Below are 16072 nucleotides of genomic sequence, written 5' to 3' on the forward strand. Positions count from 1 at the left end.
TCTTCGGGCGCGGCTCTCGTCGTGGCTGGTCGCGCAGTTCCCCGCGCCCCTGACAGGCCTGCGGCCTTCAGGGGAGGCGGCGCGCAGCGCATGCCTCAGGGGCGCGGGGAACTGCGCGAGAAGCCCCCACCGGAGCCGCACCGCACCCACCACGCCGACGAACCCACCACCCCAAGGACCCCGCCACCATGACCTCGCCCCCGCCCCTGCTCCCCCTGATGCTGCGCGGCGCGCTGCAGTCACCGTTCAAGCGGCCCCGGGCCACCGGCAGCACCCCACCCCCGCACGCAGCGACCCGGATCACAGAACTCCAGGTCCGCGCGGAGCACCTCACGGCGTACGAGCGCGTCTGCGCCTACCCCACCACCCGCGACGAACTCCCGGTCACCTACCCGCACGTCCTGGGCTTCCCCCTCGCCATGCGCCTGATGTCGGCCCGCTCCTTCCCGCTGCCGCTGCTCGGACTGGTGCACACCTCGATCGAGATCACCCAGCAGCGGGACCTGGCCCCCACCGGCACCTACGAGCTGACCGTCGCGATACCGGAGCTGCGCCCCCACCGGCGCGGCACGGAGGCCGTCGTCGTCACCGGTCTGCGGCCCACGGGCGACACCGGCGAGACGCCCGTATGGGAGTCGACCAGCACGTATCTGGCCCGGCACCGGACGGACAGCGCCCCGGGCGAGCAGCAGGAACAGCAGCAGGCCACGGCTCCGCTTCCCGGCGGCACCGAGTGGCGCCTCGCCGCAGACCTCGGGCGGCGCTACGGCGCGGCCTCCGGTGACCGCAACCCCATCCACCTGCACCCGCTCACGGCCCGTGCCTTCGGCTTCCCGCGCGCCATCGCGCACGGCATGTGGACGGTGGCCCGGTGCCTGGCGGAGTTCGGGGCGCACGGGCCCGTTCACGTCCAAGCACGGTTCAGGGCGCCGGTGCTGCTGCCGGGCACGGTGACGTACGCGGCTCGGGGCCCGGCCTTCGAACTGCGGTCGGCCGGGGGCGAGCGGGTGCACCTGACCGGCGAGGTCACGGGGCTACCGGGCTGACCAGCGCCGCCCGTCCATCAGATTGCCGAGCCCGGACCAGGCGAAGTTCATCATGGTCGTCGCGGCCTCCCCGGCGGAGACGGACCGGTCGGTGTTGGCCCAGCCGGCCAGCGCCTCGGCCGCGCCGACCAGCGCCTGGGCGAGCCCGGTGACCTCCCGCTCGGCGAGTTCGGGATCGCCGTGCGCCTCCCGGGCGGCCGCGGCGATCAGCGCCGTCACGAAGGCGACGATCTCGTCCCGCATCGCGCCGACCTCGGCCACGAACGGGTCCCCGCCCGACCGCGCCTGGCTGTGCAGGACCGCCCACCCGTCGGGGTGCTCGGCGGTGTGCGTGAAGAAGGCGGTGAGCCCTTCCCAGAGCTGCCGGTCGGCGGGCACGTCGGCGCGCACCCCGGCCCGTACGGCGGCGATCAGGGCGGCCGCCTCACGCCGGATGCAGGCGGTGAACAGCTCTTCCTTGGAGTTCAGGTACAGGTACACCAGCGGCTTGGAGACCCCGGCCAGCTCGGCGATCTCGTCCATCGAGGCCGCCCGGTAACCGCGCTCGCCGAACACCCGCACCGCGGCGTCCATCATCTGCCGCTCGCGCTCCGCCCGCGGCAACCGCTTCTGCCGCGCCGCCGCCTCGGCCCTGCCGTCGCCGCCCACCCCAGCCGCCTTCCCTCTCACCCGCTGTGCACCCCTCACCCTACGGACCGGACGGACCGCCTCCGCACACGACCGTGCCCCGCCCCGGAGATCCGGGGCGGGGCACGGTGCGGCGGTGGTGCGAGCCGGGGGACGCGTCAGGCGGCGACGGCCACCTGCTGCGGCTCCTCCACCGGGGACGAGGTCGCGTGGTCGTAGGCCTCGCGGTCCAGGATGTTCTCGCGGGCGGAGACGATCACCGGGACGAGCGCCTGGCCGGCGACGTTCGTGGCCGTGCGCATCATGTCGAGGATCGGGTCGATCGCGAGGAGCAGGCCGACGCCCTCCATGGGCAGGCCGAGCGTCGACAGGGTCAGGGTCAGCATGACCGTGGCGCCCGTCAGACCGGCCGTCGCGGCGGAACCGACCACCGAGACGAAGGCGATGAGCAGGTAGTCACCGACCGAGAGGTTGATGTCGAAGATCTGCGCGACGAAGATCGCGGCGATCGCCGGGTAGATCGCGGCGCAGCCGTCCATCTTGGTGGTGGCGCCGAACGGCACGGAGAAGGACGCGTACTCCTTCGGGACGCCGAGGCGCTCGGTGACCTTCTGGGTCAGCGGCATGGTGCCGACCGAGGAGCGCGAGACGAAGGCCAGCTGGATGGCGGGCCAGGCGCCCTTGAAGAACTGCACCGGGTTCAGCTTGGCTACGGTCGCGAGCAGCAGCGGGTAGACGCCGAAGAGGACCAGGGCGCAGCCGACGTAGATGTCGGCGGTGAAGGTCGCGTACTTGCTGATGAGGTCCCAGCCGTAGGTGGCGATCGCGTAGCCGATGAGGCCGACGGTGCCGAGCGGGGCCAGCTTGATGACCCACCACAGGGCCTTCTGGAGGAGTTCGAGGATCGACTCCGACAGGGTCAGGATCGGCTTGGCCTTCTCGCCGATCTGCAGGATCGCGATGCCCGCGACGGCGGCCATGAAGACGATCTGCAGGACGTTCAGGTCGGTGAACGGCGTGATGACGTTCTCCGGGACGATGCCCGTCAGGAAGTCGATCCAGGAGCCCGCGTGGTCCGGCTTGCCGCCGTCCTTCGGGGTCAGGCCGGTGCCCGCTCCCGGGTTGGTGACCAGGCCGATGACGAGGCCGATGGCGACCGCGATCAGCGACGTGATCATGAACCAGAGCAGGGTGCGGGTGGCGAGGCGCGCGGCGTTGTTGACCTTGCGCAGGTTGGTGATCGACACCAGGATCGCGAAGAAGACGAGCGGGGCGACGGCCAGCTTCAGCAGCTGGATGAAGATGCCGCCGATCTTGTCGAGCGTGGTGACGAGCCAGGAGATGTCCTGGCTGCGGGCCAGCCAGCCGAGCAGCACACCGAGGACGAGACCGCCCACGATCTGCGCCCAGAACGGGACCTTCGGTATACGGAAGCCGGACTTCGGGGAAGCCGGCTTCGCGTCGGCGGGGGTGGTGTTCGCGGACACGGAAGCACTCCAGTGATGACGCGCGGGGACAAGGCGGGAACGTACGGGGGTCAGCGAGTCTTCGCTTCGTACGGGAGCGGCGACCGTGTTACGAGGTCAACGGCGTCGCTGCATCGGAATGTGCGCTCAGGCGCGACAGGCCGCGGACATGCAGCGGCAGAGATCGACATGCAGGCGCTCCACGAGCGGGACGCTCGTGGTGATGCGGGGCGCGGCTGTCGTCTTCATGTCGGGAACGTTAACACCGGCGCTTTGGGAACATCAAAGGGCTTCTTTGGGTAGGGTGCGCTGCCCGCATGCCCCTTAAGCCGCATTTACCTTGAAAACACAGGCGCCCCGGCACCGATACGGTGCCGGGGCCGGGGCCTGCGTGTGACGTAAGTTACGCGCGGTGCGCGCGGGCGGCGTCGTCCGCCTCGTCCTCCATGGTGCGGCTGGCCTCCATGTTCGCCTTCGCGCGGTCCACGCGGGCGACGATCTTCTGGGAGGCGCGGTCGCGCTCCTTGCGCAGCAGCACGAAGCTGAGCGGCGCGGAGATCACCAGGGCGAGCAGGATGATCCACAGGTAGTTCGAGCCGCCGAGGCCGCGCGGGACGATGCCGGTGGCGACGAGACCCCAGACGACGAGGAAGCAGCCCACGAAGATCCCGAGGCGCATCAGCGTGTATCGGAGCATGTCAATCCACTCTTCCGTTCCGAAAAGGTCCTCTTACAGGACGAGCGCCCCTCCAGTGAAGCACGCGGAGGAGTGCTCGAAGTCGCCGGGGGCCGGGGTGGCCCGGACCAGGGTGGATCGGCCTGCGGTTCCCGCGGAGTCACCCTTTAGGCTCGCCCGCATGTCCCTGCGCTTCGAACTCGACCCGTCCGTCACCCCTGACCTGCGCGACGGTGTGCTCGCGCTGTGGGCGGACGTCTCGAACGCCGGCGGGGCCGTCGGCTTCGTCCCCCCGGTGACCGCCGCCGACATCCGGCCCGAGCTGGTGCGGCACCTTGCCGGGATGGCGGAGGGTCGGGTGCGGTTGCTGGTCGGGCGCGACGCGGAGGGGGGTGTGGCCGCCACGGCGTTCCTGGCGTTCAATCCGCACCGCCTGATGAGGCATCACCTGTGGCTGTACACGGTGATGGTGCACCCCGCCCACCAGGGCAAGGGGTACGGCCACGCGCTGATGGAGGCCGCGCGGGACGCGGCGCTCGGCTTCGACGGCATCGAGGCGCTGCGCCTCACGTGCCGGGGCGGCACGGGGGCCGACGTCTTCTACGCGGCGTGCGGCTACAAGGAGGTCGGCCGCATCCCCGGCGCCATCCGCGTGGCCCCGGGCGACGACCGCGACGACATCCACATGCTGCTCCCGCTGTGAACCGCCTGCGGCCCGGTGGCCGCTTCTCGCGCAGTTCCCCGCGCCCCTGAAAGGCCTACGGCCCTCAGGGGCGCGGGGAACTGCGCGACCGGCCACGACGCGAGCCGCACCCGGCAACGAACCGAAAAACTCAGACCCGCATCGGCTGCGGCTCGTCCCGGCGGGCCGGATCGGCACCCTCGTACTCGCGGATGATCTCGTACCGCGTATTGCGCTCGACGGGCCGGAACCCGGCGTCCCTGATGAGGTCCAGCAGGTCCTCGCGGGTCAGCTTGTTCGGCGTCCCGTAATTGTCGGCGTCGTGCGTGATCTTGTACTCGACGACCGAGCCGTCCATGTCGTCGGCCCCGTGCTGCAGCGCGAGCTGCGTGGTGTGCAGCCCGTGCATCACCCAGAAGCACTTCACGTGCGGCACGTTGTCGAAGAGGAGCCGCGAGACCGCGAAGGTCTTCAGGGCCTCGGCGCCGGTCGCCATGGTCGTCCGCTCCTGGAGGCGGTTCCTGACCTTGCCGTCCTTCATGTCGACGAAGTCGTGCTGGTAGCGCAGCGGGATGAAGACCTGGAAGCCGCCGGTCTCGTCCTGGAGTTCGCGCAGGCGAAGGACGTGGTCGACGCGGTGGCGGGGCTCCTCGATGTGCCCGTACAGCATCGTCGAGGGGGTCTTGAGCCCCTTCTCGTGCGCGAGGCGGTGGATCCGCGACCAGTCCTCCCAGTGGGTGTCGTGGTCGACGATGTGCTGCCGGACCTCCCAGTCGAAGATCTCGGCGCCGCCGCCGGTCAGCGACTCCAGACCGGCCTCGATCAGCTCGTCGAGGATGTCGGAGGCGGAGAGCCCCGAGATCTTCTCGAAGTGGTGGATCTCGGTGGCCGTGAACGCCTTGAGGCCGACGTCCGGCAGGGCCTCCTTGAGGGCCTTCAGGGAACGCGGGTAGTAGCGCCACGGCAGGTTCGGGTGCAGGCCGTTGACGATGTGCAGCTCGGTGAGGTTCTCCGACTCCATCGCCTTGGCGAGCTTGACGGCCTCCTCGATGCGCATCGTGTACGCGTCCTTCTCGCCCGGCTTGCGCTGGAACGAGCAGTAGGCGCAGGAGGCGGTGCACACGTTCGTCATGTTGAGGTGACGGTTCACGTTGAAGTGCACGACGTCGCCGTTCTTGCGCGTGCGCACCTCGTGGGCGAGGCCGCCGAGCCAGGCCAGGTCGTCCGAGTCGTAGAGCGCGATGCCGTCCTCGCGGGACAGCCGCTCACCGTCCCTGACCTTCTGCTCCAGCTCGCGCTTGAGCCCTGCGTCCATGCCCGTACCTCTCCTCAAATCAAAGACTCCGCCCACCGTACGCCGTCGCGCCGACGGGCCCGCTCACGCCTCTTCGGGAAGCTCCCCGACCCGGTTCTCCCACTTGGTGGACAGCACGATCGTCGTGCGCGTGCGGGAGACGCCCTTGGTGCCGCTGAGCCGCCGGATCGTCCGCTCCAGGCCGTCGACGTCGCTGGCGCGCACCTTGAGCATGTACGAGTCGTCGCCCGCGATGAACCAGCAGTCCTCGATCTCGTGCAGGTCCTTCAGCCGGTGCGCGACGTCCTCGTGGTCGGCCGCGTCGGAGAGCGAGATGCCGATGAGGGCGATCACGCCGAGGCCGAGCGAGGCCGAGTCGACGGTGGCGCGGTAGCCGGTGATGACGCCGGCCGCCTCCAGGCGGTTGATGCGGTCCGTGACGCTCGGCCCGGACAGGCCGACGAGCCGGCCCAACTCCGCATACGAGGCGCGGCCGTTCTCGCGCAGGGCCTGGATGAGCTGCCTGTCCACGGCGTCCATAGGTCCAAAGCCTTTCATTATTCAGCGTTAACGCGAGTCTACGTGTGGAATCCAAGGCTGGCAGGGAAAACGCCCAGCAAGTTCTAAAGTCCGACCGGAAAGAAATGCTCCCGCGCTACTCCCCGCGAGAGCCTCCCCCCAGCTCTCCCTCCCAGCGGCGGAACAGCGTGTGCGCGACTCCCGCCGCGTCCAGCGTCCGCCCGGCGACGAAGTCCACCAGATCCTGGATGTGCGTCGCCCCCGCGTAGAACGCCGGTGAGGCCGGGAGCACGACCGCGCCCGCCTCGTCCAGCGTCACGAGGTGCCGGAGGGTCTGCCCGTTCAGCGGGGTCTCCCGCACGGTGAGGACCAACGGCCGCCGCTCCTTGAGCGTCACGCTGGCGACGCGCTGGAGCAGGTCCTTCGAGAGCCCGAGCGCGACACCGGCCACGCACGCGGTCGACGCGGGCACGATGATCATGCCCTTGACCGGGTACGAACCGGAAGACGGCCCGGCCGCGAGATCGCCCGCGGCCCAGTACCGCACGTCGCTCAGGTCGATGCCGGTGAACGTCCCCGGCTTGCCGTCCGCGCCCCGCGCCAGCCACTCCCCCAGGTCCTCGCGCCAGTGCGCGTCCCGGAACGAGATGCCGGTCTCGTCGAGCAGCGTGAGCCGCGACGCCCGCGAGACGACCAGGTCGACGGCCTCGCCGGCCCGCAGCAGGGCGCGCAGCACCGAGGCCGCGTACGGGGTTCCGGACGCGCCGGACACTCCGACGACCCAGGGCGTGCGGCTGGTTGCGTTGACGTGCTCCACACACCCGAGCCTATCCGGCATGCTCATGGGGGAACTTGAGCAGGGGCCGAGGGCGTTGTGACTCATGACGGGCGGGGTCCGGGGGGACGGGGCTGGGATGGCGTACGACGCGCAGCAGCAGAAGAAGTGGAGCGCGGGCGGCCGCGTGCTGGCGGCCGGCAAGGTGATGATCGTCTGGGTGGCCCTGCTGTGGCTGCTCGAAGGGGTCGACGTGGTGTCCGGGCACGCCCTCGACAGCTTCGGCATCGAGCCGCGCGAGCCCTCCGAGCTGGTCGATGTGATCCCGGCGGCCTTCGTCCACTTCGGCTTCGCCCATGTCGCGGCGAATTCGGTGCCGCTGCTGGTCCTCGGCTTCGTCGCCGCGCTTCAAGGCCTGCGCCGCTTCTTCCTGGCCTGTGCGCTGATCATCGTCGCGGACGGTCTCGGCGTCTGGCTGGTGGCCCCCGACCACACGAACACGGCGGGCGCGTCGGGCCTGATATTCGGCCTGTTCGGCTTCGTGGTGCTCAGCGGTTTCGTGGAGCGCAGACCCCTCGGCATCGTGATCGGCCTGCTGATAGCGGCGTACTGGGGCACGACGTTCCTGGCGGGCCTCTCCCCGGCGAACGAGGGGGTCAGCTGGCAGGGCCATCTGATCGGCCTGATCGCGGGCGTCGGCGCGGCGTTCGTCCTGCGCAGACCGCCCGGGACGTCCGGCGCGCCGCGGCCCACCGGCTGAGTACGCGACTGAGTACCCGCACGCATGCGCCGCTCCCCCGGCGCGGCGCACCGTGGGGGCATGAAGCTCCGATACCTGGTGGTGTGCGGCGCGGCGTCGGTCGTCGCGCTCGTCCTGGTCCGCGTGCTCGGTGTACCGGCCGAGACGCTGCTGCTCGCCGGTGGTGGCGCGCTGTGTCTGCTGTGGCTGGTGCTGCTGCTGACCGTTCCCTGGAATCTCTACTTCCGGGCCCGTTCCGTGGTGCACGAGGCGGGTGTCAGCCGGGAGAAGGGGATCTCCGTACCGGGTGACCGGGACGCGGAGGCCGCCCGGATCGCCCGGGTGATGCTGCGGACGGCGATCGGCGCGCACCTGTTCACGGGCGGGCTCGCGGTGGCCGTCGCGGTGGCCACCGGTCGCACGGCGGGCTACTGGCTCGCGGGCGGCTATCTGCTCAGCACGTTCTTCCGGCCCGCGGGCGCCTACTTCGGCGCGCTGCGGCGGCGGCTCGTCACCCTCGACCGTGAAGTGCGCCACCCGCGCGACGACATCGCCTCCGTGCGCAAGGAGGTCGCCGACCTCAAGAGGGGCAACCAGGTGCTGGAGCACATGGCCGAGGAGGCCTACGGCTCCCTCGCCCGCCTGCACGAGGCGCTCGACGTGGTCGGCATCTCGGCGACCAAGCGGGCGGACCGCACCGACCAGCGCCTCGACGCCATGAGCCGCGAGTTCGAGTCGGTGGTGAACCGGCTGACGGACAACCAGGAGATCATCACCGGGCTCAAGGCGTTCCTGCGGCTGCTGCGCGCCGACGGCGGCGCGGAGCGGATCGCCTGATCCGCCAGACCGCCAGACCGCCAGACCGCCAGACCGTCAGACCGTCAGACCGTCAATCCTCGAACCAGCAGATCGAGCAGCGCGCACACGAACAGGGCGATCCCGATGAAGCCGTTGACCTGGAAGAACGCCCGGTTCAGGCGGGACAGGTCGTGCGGCTTCACGATCGTGTGCTCGTACAGGAACGCGGCGGCGACGATCACCAGACCGAGCCAGAAGAAGGCTCCGGCGCCGGTCGCGAGCGCGTACCAGACGAAGAGGGCCGTCACCACGGTGTGGCAGGCGCGGGCGCCCCAGATCGCGCCCGGGATGCCGAAGCGGGCGGGGACGGACTTCACGCCGACCTCGCGGTCGGTCTCCACGTCCTGGCAGGCGTAGATCAGGTCGAAGCCGCCGATCCAGATGCCGACGGCGAGACCGAGGATCACCGCGTCCCAGGACCAGGAGCCGGTGATCGCGATCCAGGCGCCGACCGGGCCCATCGCCTGGGCGAGCCCGAGGATGGCCTGCGGGAAGTTCGTGAACCGCTTGCCGTACGGGTAGACGACCATCGGGATCACCGCGATGGGGGCCAGCGCCAGGCAGAGCGGGTTCAGCAGGGCGGCCGCGCCCAGGAAGACGACGAGCGCGATGAGCGCGCCGGTCCACGCCGACTTCACCGACACCGCGCCGGTGACCAGCTCGCGGTGGGCGGTGCGCGGGTTACGGGCGTCGATCTCGCGGTCGATGATCCGGTTGGCGGCCATGGCGAAGGTGCGCAGGCCGACCATGCAGACGGTCACCAGGAGCAGCCGCCCCCAGTGGATGTTCTTGTCCAGCTGGAACATCGCGGTCAGCGACGCGATGTAGGCGAAGGGCAGCGCGAACACCGAGTGCTCGATCATCACCAGGCGCAGGAAGGCCTTGGTCCGGCCCGGCTGCTGCGGGATTGCTGCTGAGGCGCTGCTCACTTGAGTCCGTACTCCTTCCAGCGGCGGTCGACGAGCGCCGCCGTCCGGGGGTCGGAGACGACCATCTCGGGCCAGCCCCCGTCCCGCGTGTAGCCCTCCTCGGGCCACTTCCTCGTCGCGTCGATTCCTGCCTTGCCGCCCCAGAACTGCTGGTAGGAGGCGTGGTCGAGGTGGTCGACGGGTCCTTCGGTGATCATCAGGTCGCGGGCGTAGTCCGTGTTGCCCAGCGCCCGCCACGAGACTTCATGAAGATCGTGGACATCGCAATCGGAGTCGACGACGACGATCAGCTTGGTCAGCGACATCATGTGCGCGCCCCAGACGGCGCTCATGACCTTCTGGGCGTGCTTGGGGTACTTCTTGTCGATCGAGACGATCGCGCAGTTGTGGAAGCCGCCGGACTCGGGCAGGTGGTAGTCCACGATGTCGGGGACGATCACCTTGAGCAGCGGCAGGAAGAAGCGCTCGGTGGCGCGGCCGAGCGGGCCGTCCTCGGTCGGCGGGCGGCCGACGACGATCGACTGGAGCAGCGGGCGCTTGCGCATGGTGACGCAGTCGATGGTCAGCGCGGGGAACGGCTCCTGCGGGGTGTAGAAGCCGGTGTGGTCGCCGAAGGGCCCCTCGGGCAGCATCTCGCCCGGCTCCAGCCAGCCCTCGATGACGACCTCGGCATGGGCCGGGACCTGGAGCGGGACCGTCTTGCAGTCGACCATCTCCACGCGCCTGCCCTGGATGAACCCGGCGAGCAGGTACTCGTCGATGTCGCCGGGCAGCGGCGCCGTCGAGGCGTAGGTCACGGCGGGCGGGCAGCCGAAGGCGATGGCGACCGGCAGCTTCTCGCCGCGCTTGGCGGCCACCTGGTAGTGGTTGCGGCTGTCCTTGTGGATCTGCCAGTGCATGCCGATGGTGCGCTTGTCGTGGCGCTGGAGGCGGTAGAGGCCGAGGTTGCGCACGCCCGTGTCGGGGTCCTTGGTGTGCGTGAGCCCCAGGTTGAAGAAGGAGCCGCCGTCCTCGGGCCAGGTGAACAGCGCGGGGAGCCTGTCGAGGTCGACGTCGTCGCCGGTGAGGACGACCTCCTGGACGGGCGCGTCGCCGGACTTCACCTTCTTCGGCGGTACGTGCGTCATCGCGCCGAGCTTGCCGAACGCTTCCCGCATCCCGCCGAAGCCCTGCGGCAGCTCGGGCTTGAGCAGGCCGCCGATCTTGTCGCTGATCTCGTCGTACGACTTCAGGCCGAGCGCCTTCAGCAGCCTGCGGTCGGTGCCGTAGACATTCATCGCGAGGGGCATCGCGGAGCCCTTCACGTTCTCGAAGAGCAGGGCCGGGCCGCCGGCCTTGTTCACCCGGTCGACGATCTCACCGACCTCCAGGTAGGGGTCGACCTCGGCCTTGATGCGCTTCAGGTCGCCCTCGCGCTCCAGCGCCCGGAGCAGGGAGCGAAGATCGTCGTAAGCCATGCTGTCCAGTATCCGGCAACCGCTACCCTGGCCCGGTCACCGGGGGGCCGCATGGGCCTCTCATCGCACCTTGGGGGAAGCGCACACCATGCTCCGGGTCCTGATGTTCCTGATCCCGCTGGCCCTGACGATCTACGCGTTCATCGACTGCCTGAACACGCCCGAGGACGAGACCAAGCACCTGCCGAAGGTCGCCTGGGTCTTCATCATCCTGCTGTTCTGGATCGTCGGGCCGATCGTCTGGCTGGCCGCGGGCAAGCAGCGCACGGTCCCGCAGGGCGGCCGCACCCCCAGCCCCTTCTCGTCGGGTCACCGCAACCGCCGCACCCAGTACGTCGCCCCCGACGACAACCCCGAGTTCCTCGCCTCCCTCCAGGAGGACAACAAGAAGGACGAGGCGCTGCTCAAGGACTGGGAGGCCGACCTGCGCCGCCGCGAGGAGGAGCTGCGGCGCCGCGAGGGCGAGCAGGGCACGGACTGACGGCGCCGGGGGCCCGCACGACGCGGCCGGGGCATCCCGCACACTGGATGCGGAACCACCTCCTCCGCACCTCGCCCCCGTAAAGGCCCATGTCCAGATCCCCGCATGTCCCCGAGCAGAGCGCGCCACCCGCTCCCGAGAAGCGACTCGCCGTGGAGGAGCACGGGGCCGACCCCGTGCCGCCCGAGCGCCGGCACGGCTCGCCCCGCCAACTGCTGTGGACCTGGGCCTCGCCCCAGGTCGGCTTCGCCACCGTGTTCATCGGGGTGCTCTCCGTCTCCGCGTTCGGCCTGAGCTTCTGGCCCGCCGTCGCCGCCCTGGTGCTCGGCGCCGGGCTCGGCTCGCTGGCGCACGGCGTCCTGTCGACGGACGGGCCGCGGTTCGGCGTCCCGCAGATGGTGATCGGACGGCTGTCCTTCGGATTCCGGGGCAACGCGCTGCCGTCCGCGGTGAACGCCTTCGTCGCCGGGGTCGGCTGGTTCGCCGTGAACACCGTCGGCGGCGCCTTCGCCCTGAACTCGCTGACCGGGCTCGCCCCGCTGCCGAGCCTGCTGATCCTCGTCGTCCTCGAAGTCGTCATCGGCTACGTCGGGCACGACCTGGTGCACCGGTTCGAGAAGTACGCGTTCCCCGTGCTCTGCGTGATCTTCCTGCTCGCCGGGGTGTGGATCTTCCTGGACGCCGATCTCGGCGCCTCGTCCGGATCGGGCGGCGGCTTCGGCGGGTTCCTGCTCGCCTTCAGCGCCTGCTTCGGCTTCACCGCGGGCTGGAACCCGTGCGCCTCCGACTACGCCCGCTACCTGCCCGAGACCACCTCGCGCCGCGCCACCGCCTGGTACGCGGGGCTCGGCCTGTTCGTCCCGGTCTCCGTCGTCTCGGTGATCGGCGCGGCCTCGGCCACGCTCGCCGCGCCCGCCGGCGCCTCCCCCACCGACGCCTTCACCGGGCAGCTCCCGGACTGGCTGGGCCGGCTCACCCTCGTCGCGATCATCCTGGGCGCGATGGCGGCGGCCACCCTGAACGTCTACTCGGCGGCCGTCTCGCTGTCCTCCCTGGACCTGAAGCTGCCGCGGTGGCTGAACCGGGCCGCCCTGGTCGCCGTCGTCGGCGCGATCGGCGCCGCGGCGGGCTGGGCCTCGCTCGCCGACGCCGGGCACGCCTTCGAGAACTTCCTGCTGGTCATCGCGTACTGGATCGCGCCCTGGCTCGGTGTCGTCCTGATGGAGCACGTGCTGCGCGCGCTGCCCGACGCGGCGCTCGCCGAGCGGCTCCAGGACCGTACGTTCACTCAAGCCGCCGGACTCGTCGCGCTGCTCGCCGGGGTCGCCGTGTCCGTCCCGCTCTTCTCCAACCAGACCCTGTTCGTCGGCTGGGTGCCCGCCCAGTGGCCCGGCGTCGGCGACCTGACCTGCCCGGTCGGGTTCGTGCTCGGCGCCGGTCTGTACGCGCTCCTGCGCCGCCGCGCATCCGCAACCCCGTCTCTGTAGAAAGGCCGTACGTCATGGACCTCGATCTCGCCCGCACCTGGCTCGCCACCGCCGTCGAGGAGGCGAAGGCCGGTCTCGCCGAGGGCGGCATCCCGATCGGCGCCGCGCTCTACTCCGCCGACGGCACCGTCCTCGGCCGCGGCCACAACCGCCGGGTGCAGGACGCCGACCCATCCGTGCACGGGGAGACCGACGCGTTCCGCAACGCCGGGCGGCAGCGCTCGTACCGGGGCACGACCATGGTCACCACGCTCTCGCCGTGCTGGTACTGCTCGGGTCTGGTGCGGCAGTTCGGGATCTCGCGGGTGATCGTCGGCGAGGCGCGCACCTTCCACGGCGGGCACGACTGGCTGGCCGAGCACGGCGTCGAGATCGTGCTGCTCGACGACCCCGAGTGCGTGGGCATGATGGAGGAGTTCATCGCGGCGAAGCCGGAGCTCTGGAACGAGGACATCGGCGAGTAGCCCGCCGCCGGCGTGGCGGCGTACATCTTGTACGCCGCCGCTCCCTCGGAAGCGGACAGTGCGCCCCTGTGCGGGACGCGTCCGCCACCGGACACTCAGGGGGCATGACGACCGCCTCCACCAGCACAGACGCCGCTCCGGCGGCCCCGCCCGCGTACGGCGACAAGGTCATCGCCGTCGAGACGGCCGGGTCCGAGCCGATCCCTGAGGCCGAACGGCACGGCAGCCCACGGCAGTTGATCTGGACGTGGGCCTCGCCCAACATCGAGTTCGCGACCGTCTACATCGGCGTGATCTCCGTCCTGTTCTTCGGCCTGAGCTTCTGGCAGGCCGCCGCGGCCCTGCTGCTCGGCACCGCCGTCGGCGCCCTCTCCCACGGGGTGCTGAGCCTGGACGGGCCCCGGTTCGGGGTGCCGCAGATGGCGATCGGGCGGTTCGCGTTCGGGCGGCGCGGCAATCTGCTGCCGAGCACGGTCAACGCGATCGTGGCGGGGGTCGGCTGGTTCGCGGTGAACAGCGTCAGCGCCGCCTTCGCGCTGAACTCGCTGACCGGGCTGCGCCCGCTGCCCTCGCTCCTCCTGGTGGTCGCGGCGGAGATCGCCATCGGCTTCATCGGCCACAACTTCGTGCACGCCTTCGAGCGGTACGCGCTGCCCGTGCTCGCCGTGGTCTTCCTGCTCGCGGGCGTCTGGACCTTCGGCAAGGCGGACTTCTCGGGCGGCGGCTCCGGCGGCGGCCTCGGCGGGTTCCTGCTCGCGTTCAGCTCGGCGTGGGGGTACGCGGCCGGGTGGAACCCGAACGCGGCCGACTACTCGCGCTATCTGCCCGCCACCGCCTCCCGCTGGAAGACGGCCCTCTACCCGGCGCTCGGCCTCTTCGTCTCCGTCTACGCGGTCGGCATGATCGGGGTGGCGTCGGCGACGATCGCGGCCCCCGAAGCGGCGACGCCGACCGGCGCCTTCACCGGCCATCTGCCGGGCTGGCTGGGGAACTTGACGCTGCTCGCCATCATCCTGGGCGCGGTCTCCGCCAACGCCCTCAACGTCTACTCGTCCGCCATGTCCGTCACCTCGCTCGGCCTGCGGCTGCCGTCCTGGCTCGGCCGCTCGACGCTCGTGGTGATCTCGGGTCTTGCCGGTACGGCGGCCGCCTGGGCGTCGCTCGCCGACGCGGGCGCGGCGTACGAGGCGTTCCTGCTGGTGATCGCGTACTGGATCGGGCCCTGGCTGGGGGTCGTGATGGTGGAGCGGTGGCGGATGCGCACGGTCGCCCACGCGCGGCTCGCGGGACGGCTCAGCGACCCGTCCTACGCCAACTGGCCCGGATTCTTCGCCCTGTTGACCGGCGCGGCCGTGTCCGTGCCGCTCTTCTCCCACCAGGAGAAGTTCGTGGGCTGGGCCGCGGAGAAGTGGCCCGACCTCGGGGACGTGACCTGCGTCGTCGGGTTCGCGGTCAGCGCGGCGGTGTACGCGGCCGCTTGCCGAGTGTTCGCTCCGCGTCGTACAGTCTGAGCCGACAGAGTGTTCGTCATCAGACGAACACCGATGGTTGCGGAGACGGGGTGCGCGCGATGCGTGCGGTGCGGTTCGAGGAGTACGGCGGGCCCGAGGTCCTTCGGGCGGTGGAGATCGAGGTCCCGGAGCCTGGGCCCGGGCAGGTGTCCGTCGACGTGGCGTACACGGGCGTGAACTTCGCCGACCACAAGGCCCGCCTGGAGGGGTACCGGGTGCCGCGGCTGCCGTTCGTGCCCGGCCTGGAGCTGTCGGGCCGGATTCGCGCTCTGGGCGCGGGAGTCGACGGGTTCACCGTCGGCCAGGAGGTGGCCGCGCTCACCGAGGGCGGCGCCTACGCCGAGGTCGCCGTGGCCGACGCCGCCACCGTCTTCCCGCTCGCCGCCGGTACGGATCTGCGCACGGCCGCGAGCCTGCCGACCGTGCTGCCGACCGCGTACGCGCTGCTGCACTCCGTGGGACGGCTGCGCGAGGGCGAGACGGTGCTCGTGCAGGGCGCGGCGGGCGGGGTCGGCACGGTCGCGGGACAGCTCGCGCGGGCGGCGGGCGCGGGCCGGGTCGTCGGCGTCGTGTCCAGCGCGGCGAAGGCCGAGTACGCCCTCAAGTACGGCTACGACGACGTGGTGCTCGCCGACGGATTCGGCGCGGCCGTACGTGATCTGACCGGTGGACGCGGGGTCGACCTGGCCCTCGACCCGGTCGGCGGTGACGTGCTGCGCGAGACGCTGGACACGCTCGCCGTCTTCGGCCGGCTGGTCTCCTTCGGCAACGCCTCGGCGGCGCCCGCCTGGCAGGTGGGCCAGCCCGAGCTGTACCCGGGCGGCCGGTCCGTGGGCGGCTTCTCGATCCTGACCCTGGCGCAGACCGCGCCCGAGGAGCTGCGGGAACTCGCCGCGCGGGCCTTCGCCGTGCCCGGCGTCGAGCTGCCGGTCACCGGCAAGTTCTCCCTGAGCGAGGCGGCCGCGGCGCACCGGGCACTGGCCTCGCGGACCACCACGGGAAAGCTGCTGCTGCGGGTCGCGCCCTGACCCGACGGCAGAACGGGCCGTCGAACGGTCCCC

17 protein-coding genes are annotated in these 16072 nt (G+C 71.0%); 9 read left to right on the top strand and 8 right to left on the bottom strand.

All coding sequences use genetic code 11. The features are described from left to right. Positions 1-188: 188 nt before the first annotated feature. Positions 189-1046, top strand: coding sequence for a MaoC family dehydratase (locus ABT127_RS25135; protein ID WP_351454148.1), 858 nt, complete (start codon positions 189-191; stop codon positions 1044-1046). Here ABT127_RS25135 and ABT127_RS25140 read toward each other — a convergent pair. The 3 genes from ABT127_RS25140 to ABT127_RS25150 all read right to left on the bottom strand — a co-directional run bounded on the left by ABT127_RS25140 (position 1035) and on the right by ABT127_RS25150 (position 3836). Then, entirely contained in the window at positions 1035-1622 is a 588-nt protein-coding gene (locus ABT127_RS25140; protein WP_351454356.1) for a TetR/AcrR family transcriptional regulator, read from the bottom strand. The genes ABT127_RS25135 and ABT127_RS25140 overlap by 12 nt on opposite strands. A gap of 209 nt (positions 1623-1831) precedes the next feature. Next, positions 1832-3160, bottom strand: coding sequence for a dicarboxylate/amino acid:cation symporter (locus ABT127_RS25145; RefSeq protein ID WP_351454151.1), 1329 nt, complete (start codon positions 3158-3160; stop codon positions 1832-1834). Positions 3161-3542: 382 nt separating this feature from the next. Then, the gene (locus ABT127_RS25150; RefSeq protein WP_351454154.1) at positions 3543-3836 is read right to left on the bottom strand and encodes a DUF4229 domain-containing protein; all 294 of its coding nucleotides are present in this window, start codon (positions 3834-3836) and stop codon (positions 3543-3545) included. 160 nt (positions 3837-3996) lie between these two features. Between ABT127_RS25150 and ABT127_RS25155 the strand changes: the two genes are divergently transcribed. After that, positions 3997-4518, top strand: coding sequence for a GNAT family N-acetyltransferase (locus tag ABT127_RS25155; RefSeq protein WP_351454157.1), 522 nt, complete (start codon positions 3997-3999; stop codon positions 4516-4518). Between the two features lie 130 nt (positions 4519-4648). On the opposite strand, the gene mqnE is transcribed toward ABT127_RS25155, so the two are convergent. The 3 genes from mqnE to ABT127_RS25170 form a co-directional block, all read right to left on the bottom strand. Further along, positions 4649-5812 (bottom strand): aminofutalosine synthase MqnE, encoded by a 1164-nt coding sequence (mqnE, locus tag ABT127_RS25160; RefSeq protein WP_351454160.1) that lies wholly within the window; start codon positions 5810-5812, stop codon positions 4649-4651. 63 nt (positions 5813-5875) lie between these two features. Continuing rightward, positions 5876-6331, bottom strand: coding sequence for an Lrp/AsnC family transcriptional regulator (locus ABT127_RS25165; protein ID WP_255975098.1), 456 nt, complete (start codon positions 6329-6331; stop codon positions 5876-5878). A gap of 115 nt (positions 6332-6446) precedes the next feature. Further along, positions 6447-7127, bottom strand: a complete 681-nt coding sequence (locus tag ABT127_RS25170; RefSeq protein WP_351454163.1) for a UbiX family flavin prenyltransferase — start codon at positions 7125-7127, stop codon at positions 6447-6449. A gap of 97 nt (positions 7128-7224) precedes the next feature. On the opposite strand from ABT127_RS25170, the gene ABT127_RS25175 reads away from it, so the two are divergent. Then, entirely contained in the window at positions 7225-7845 is a 621-nt protein-coding gene (locus ABT127_RS25175; protein ID WP_351454166.1) for a rhomboid family intramembrane serine protease, read from the top strand. Positions 7846-7905: 60 nt separating this feature from the next. After that, positions 7906-8661 (top strand): hypothetical protein, encoded by a 756-nt coding sequence (locus tag ABT127_RS25180; RefSeq protein ID WP_351454169.1) that lies wholly within the window; start codon positions 7906-7908, stop codon positions 8659-8661. 44 nt (positions 8662-8705) lie between these two features. Here ABT127_RS25180 and mqnP read toward each other — a convergent pair whose 3' ends face one another. Next, entirely contained in the window at positions 8706-9611 is a 906-nt protein-coding gene (mqnP, locus tag ABT127_RS25185) for a menaquinone biosynthesis prenyltransferase MqnP (protein ID WP_351454172.1), read from the bottom strand. After that, positions 9608-11068, bottom strand: a complete 1461-nt coding sequence (locus ABT127_RS25190) for a menaquinone biosynthesis decarboxylase (protein WP_351454175.1) — start codon at positions 11066-11068, stop codon at positions 9608-9610. The genes mqnP and ABT127_RS25190 overlap by 4 nt, the downstream gene beginning before the upstream one ends. An 88-nt stretch (positions 11069-11156) precedes the next feature. Between ABT127_RS25190 and ABT127_RS25195 the strand changes: the two genes are divergently transcribed. The 5 genes from ABT127_RS25195 to ABT127_RS25215 all read left to right on the top strand — a co-directional run bounded on the left by ABT127_RS25195 (position 11157) and on the right by ABT127_RS25215 (position 16039). After that, positions 11157-11549: a PLD nuclease N-terminal domain-containing protein gene (locus tag ABT127_RS25195; RefSeq protein WP_351454359.1), complete on the top strand. Its 393-nt coding sequence runs from the start codon at positions 11157-11159 to the stop codon at positions 11547-11549. Positions 11550-11638: 89 nt separating this feature from the next. Continuing rightward, on the top strand, positions 11639-13036 hold the full coding sequence (locus ABT127_RS25200; protein WP_351454177.1) for a purine-cytosine permease family protein: 1398 nt from the start codon (positions 11639-11641) through the stop codon (positions 13034-13036). A gap of 14 nt (positions 13037-13050) precedes the next feature. Continuing rightward, positions 13051-13500 (top strand): nucleoside deaminase, encoded by a 450-nt coding sequence (locus ABT127_RS25205; protein ID WP_351454180.1) that lies wholly within the window; start codon positions 13051-13053, stop codon positions 13498-13500. 104 nt (positions 13501-13604) lie between these two features. Then, entirely contained in the window at positions 13605-15011 is a 1407-nt protein-coding gene (locus ABT127_RS25210; RefSeq protein ID WP_351454182.1) for a purine-cytosine permease family protein, read from the top strand. A 59-nt stretch (positions 15012-15070) separates the two neighbouring features. Next, on the top strand, positions 15071-16039 hold the full coding sequence (locus ABT127_RS25215) for a quinone oxidoreductase family protein (RefSeq protein WP_351454185.1): 969 nt from the start codon (positions 15071-15073) through the stop codon (positions 16037-16039). Positions 16040-16072: the final 33 nt, after the last annotated feature.

The sequence above is a fragment of the Streptomyces sp. NPDC001904 genome (assembly GCF_040297005.1).
GTDB lineage: Bacteria > Actinomycetota > Actinomycetes > Streptomycetales > Streptomycetaceae > Streptomyces.

Excerpts from the sequence above, each read along its gene's own strand:
- ABT127_RS25135 (WP_351454148.1), top strand. The coding sequence starts at position 189 with ATGACCTCGCCCCCGCCCCTGCTCCCCCTGATGCTGCGCGGCGCGCTG.
- ABT127_RS25140 (WP_351454356.1), bottom strand. The coding sequence starts at position 1,622 with ATGATGGACGCCGCGGTGCGGGTGTTCGGCGAGCGCGGTTACCGGGCG.
- ABT127_RS25150 (WP_351454154.1), bottom strand. The coding sequence starts at position 3,836 with ATGCTCCGATACACGCTGATGCGCCTCGGGATCTTCGTGGGCTGCTTC.
- ABT127_RS25155 (WP_351454157.1), top strand. The coding sequence starts at position 3,997 with ATGTCCCTGCGCTTCGAACTCGACCCGTCCGTCACCCCTGACCTGCGC.
- mqnE (WP_351454160.1), bottom strand. The coding sequence starts at position 5,812 with ATGGACGCAGGGCTCAAGCGCGAGCTGGAGCAGAAGGTCAGGGACGGT.
- ABT127_RS25165 (WP_255975098.1), bottom strand. The coding sequence starts at position 6,331 with ATGGACGCCGTGGACAGGCAGCTCATCCAGGCCCTGCGCGAGAACGGC.
- ABT127_RS25175 (WP_351454166.1), top strand. The coding sequence starts at position 7,225 with ATGGCGTACGACGCGCAGCAGCAGAAGAAGTGGAGCGCGGGCGGCCGC.
- ABT127_RS25180 (WP_351454169.1), top strand. The coding sequence starts at position 7,906 with ATGAAGCTCCGATACCTGGTGGTGTGCGGCGCGGCGTCGGTCGTCGCG.
- ABT127_RS25190 (WP_351454175.1), bottom strand. The coding sequence starts at position 11,068 with ATGGCTTACGACGATCTTCGCTCCCTGCTCCGGGCGCTGGAGCGCGAG.
- ABT127_RS25195 (WP_351454359.1), top strand. The coding sequence starts at position 11,157 with ATGCTCCGGGTCCTGATGTTCCTGATCCCGCTGGCCCTGACGATCTAC.
- ABT127_RS25200 (WP_351454177.1), top strand. The coding sequence starts at position 11,639 with ATGTCCAGATCCCCGCATGTCCCCGAGCAGAGCGCGCCACCCGCTCCC.
- ABT127_RS25205 (WP_351454180.1), top strand. The coding sequence starts at position 13,051 with ATGGACCTCGATCTCGCCCGCACCTGGCTCGCCACCGCCGTCGAGGAG.
- ABT127_RS25210 (WP_351454182.1), top strand. The coding sequence starts at position 13,605 with ATGACGACCGCCTCCACCAGCACAGACGCCGCTCCGGCGGCCCCGCCC.
- ABT127_RS25215 (WP_351454185.1), top strand. The coding sequence starts at position 15,071 with ATGCGTGCGGTGCGGTTCGAGGAGTACGGCGGGCCCGAGGTCCTTCGG.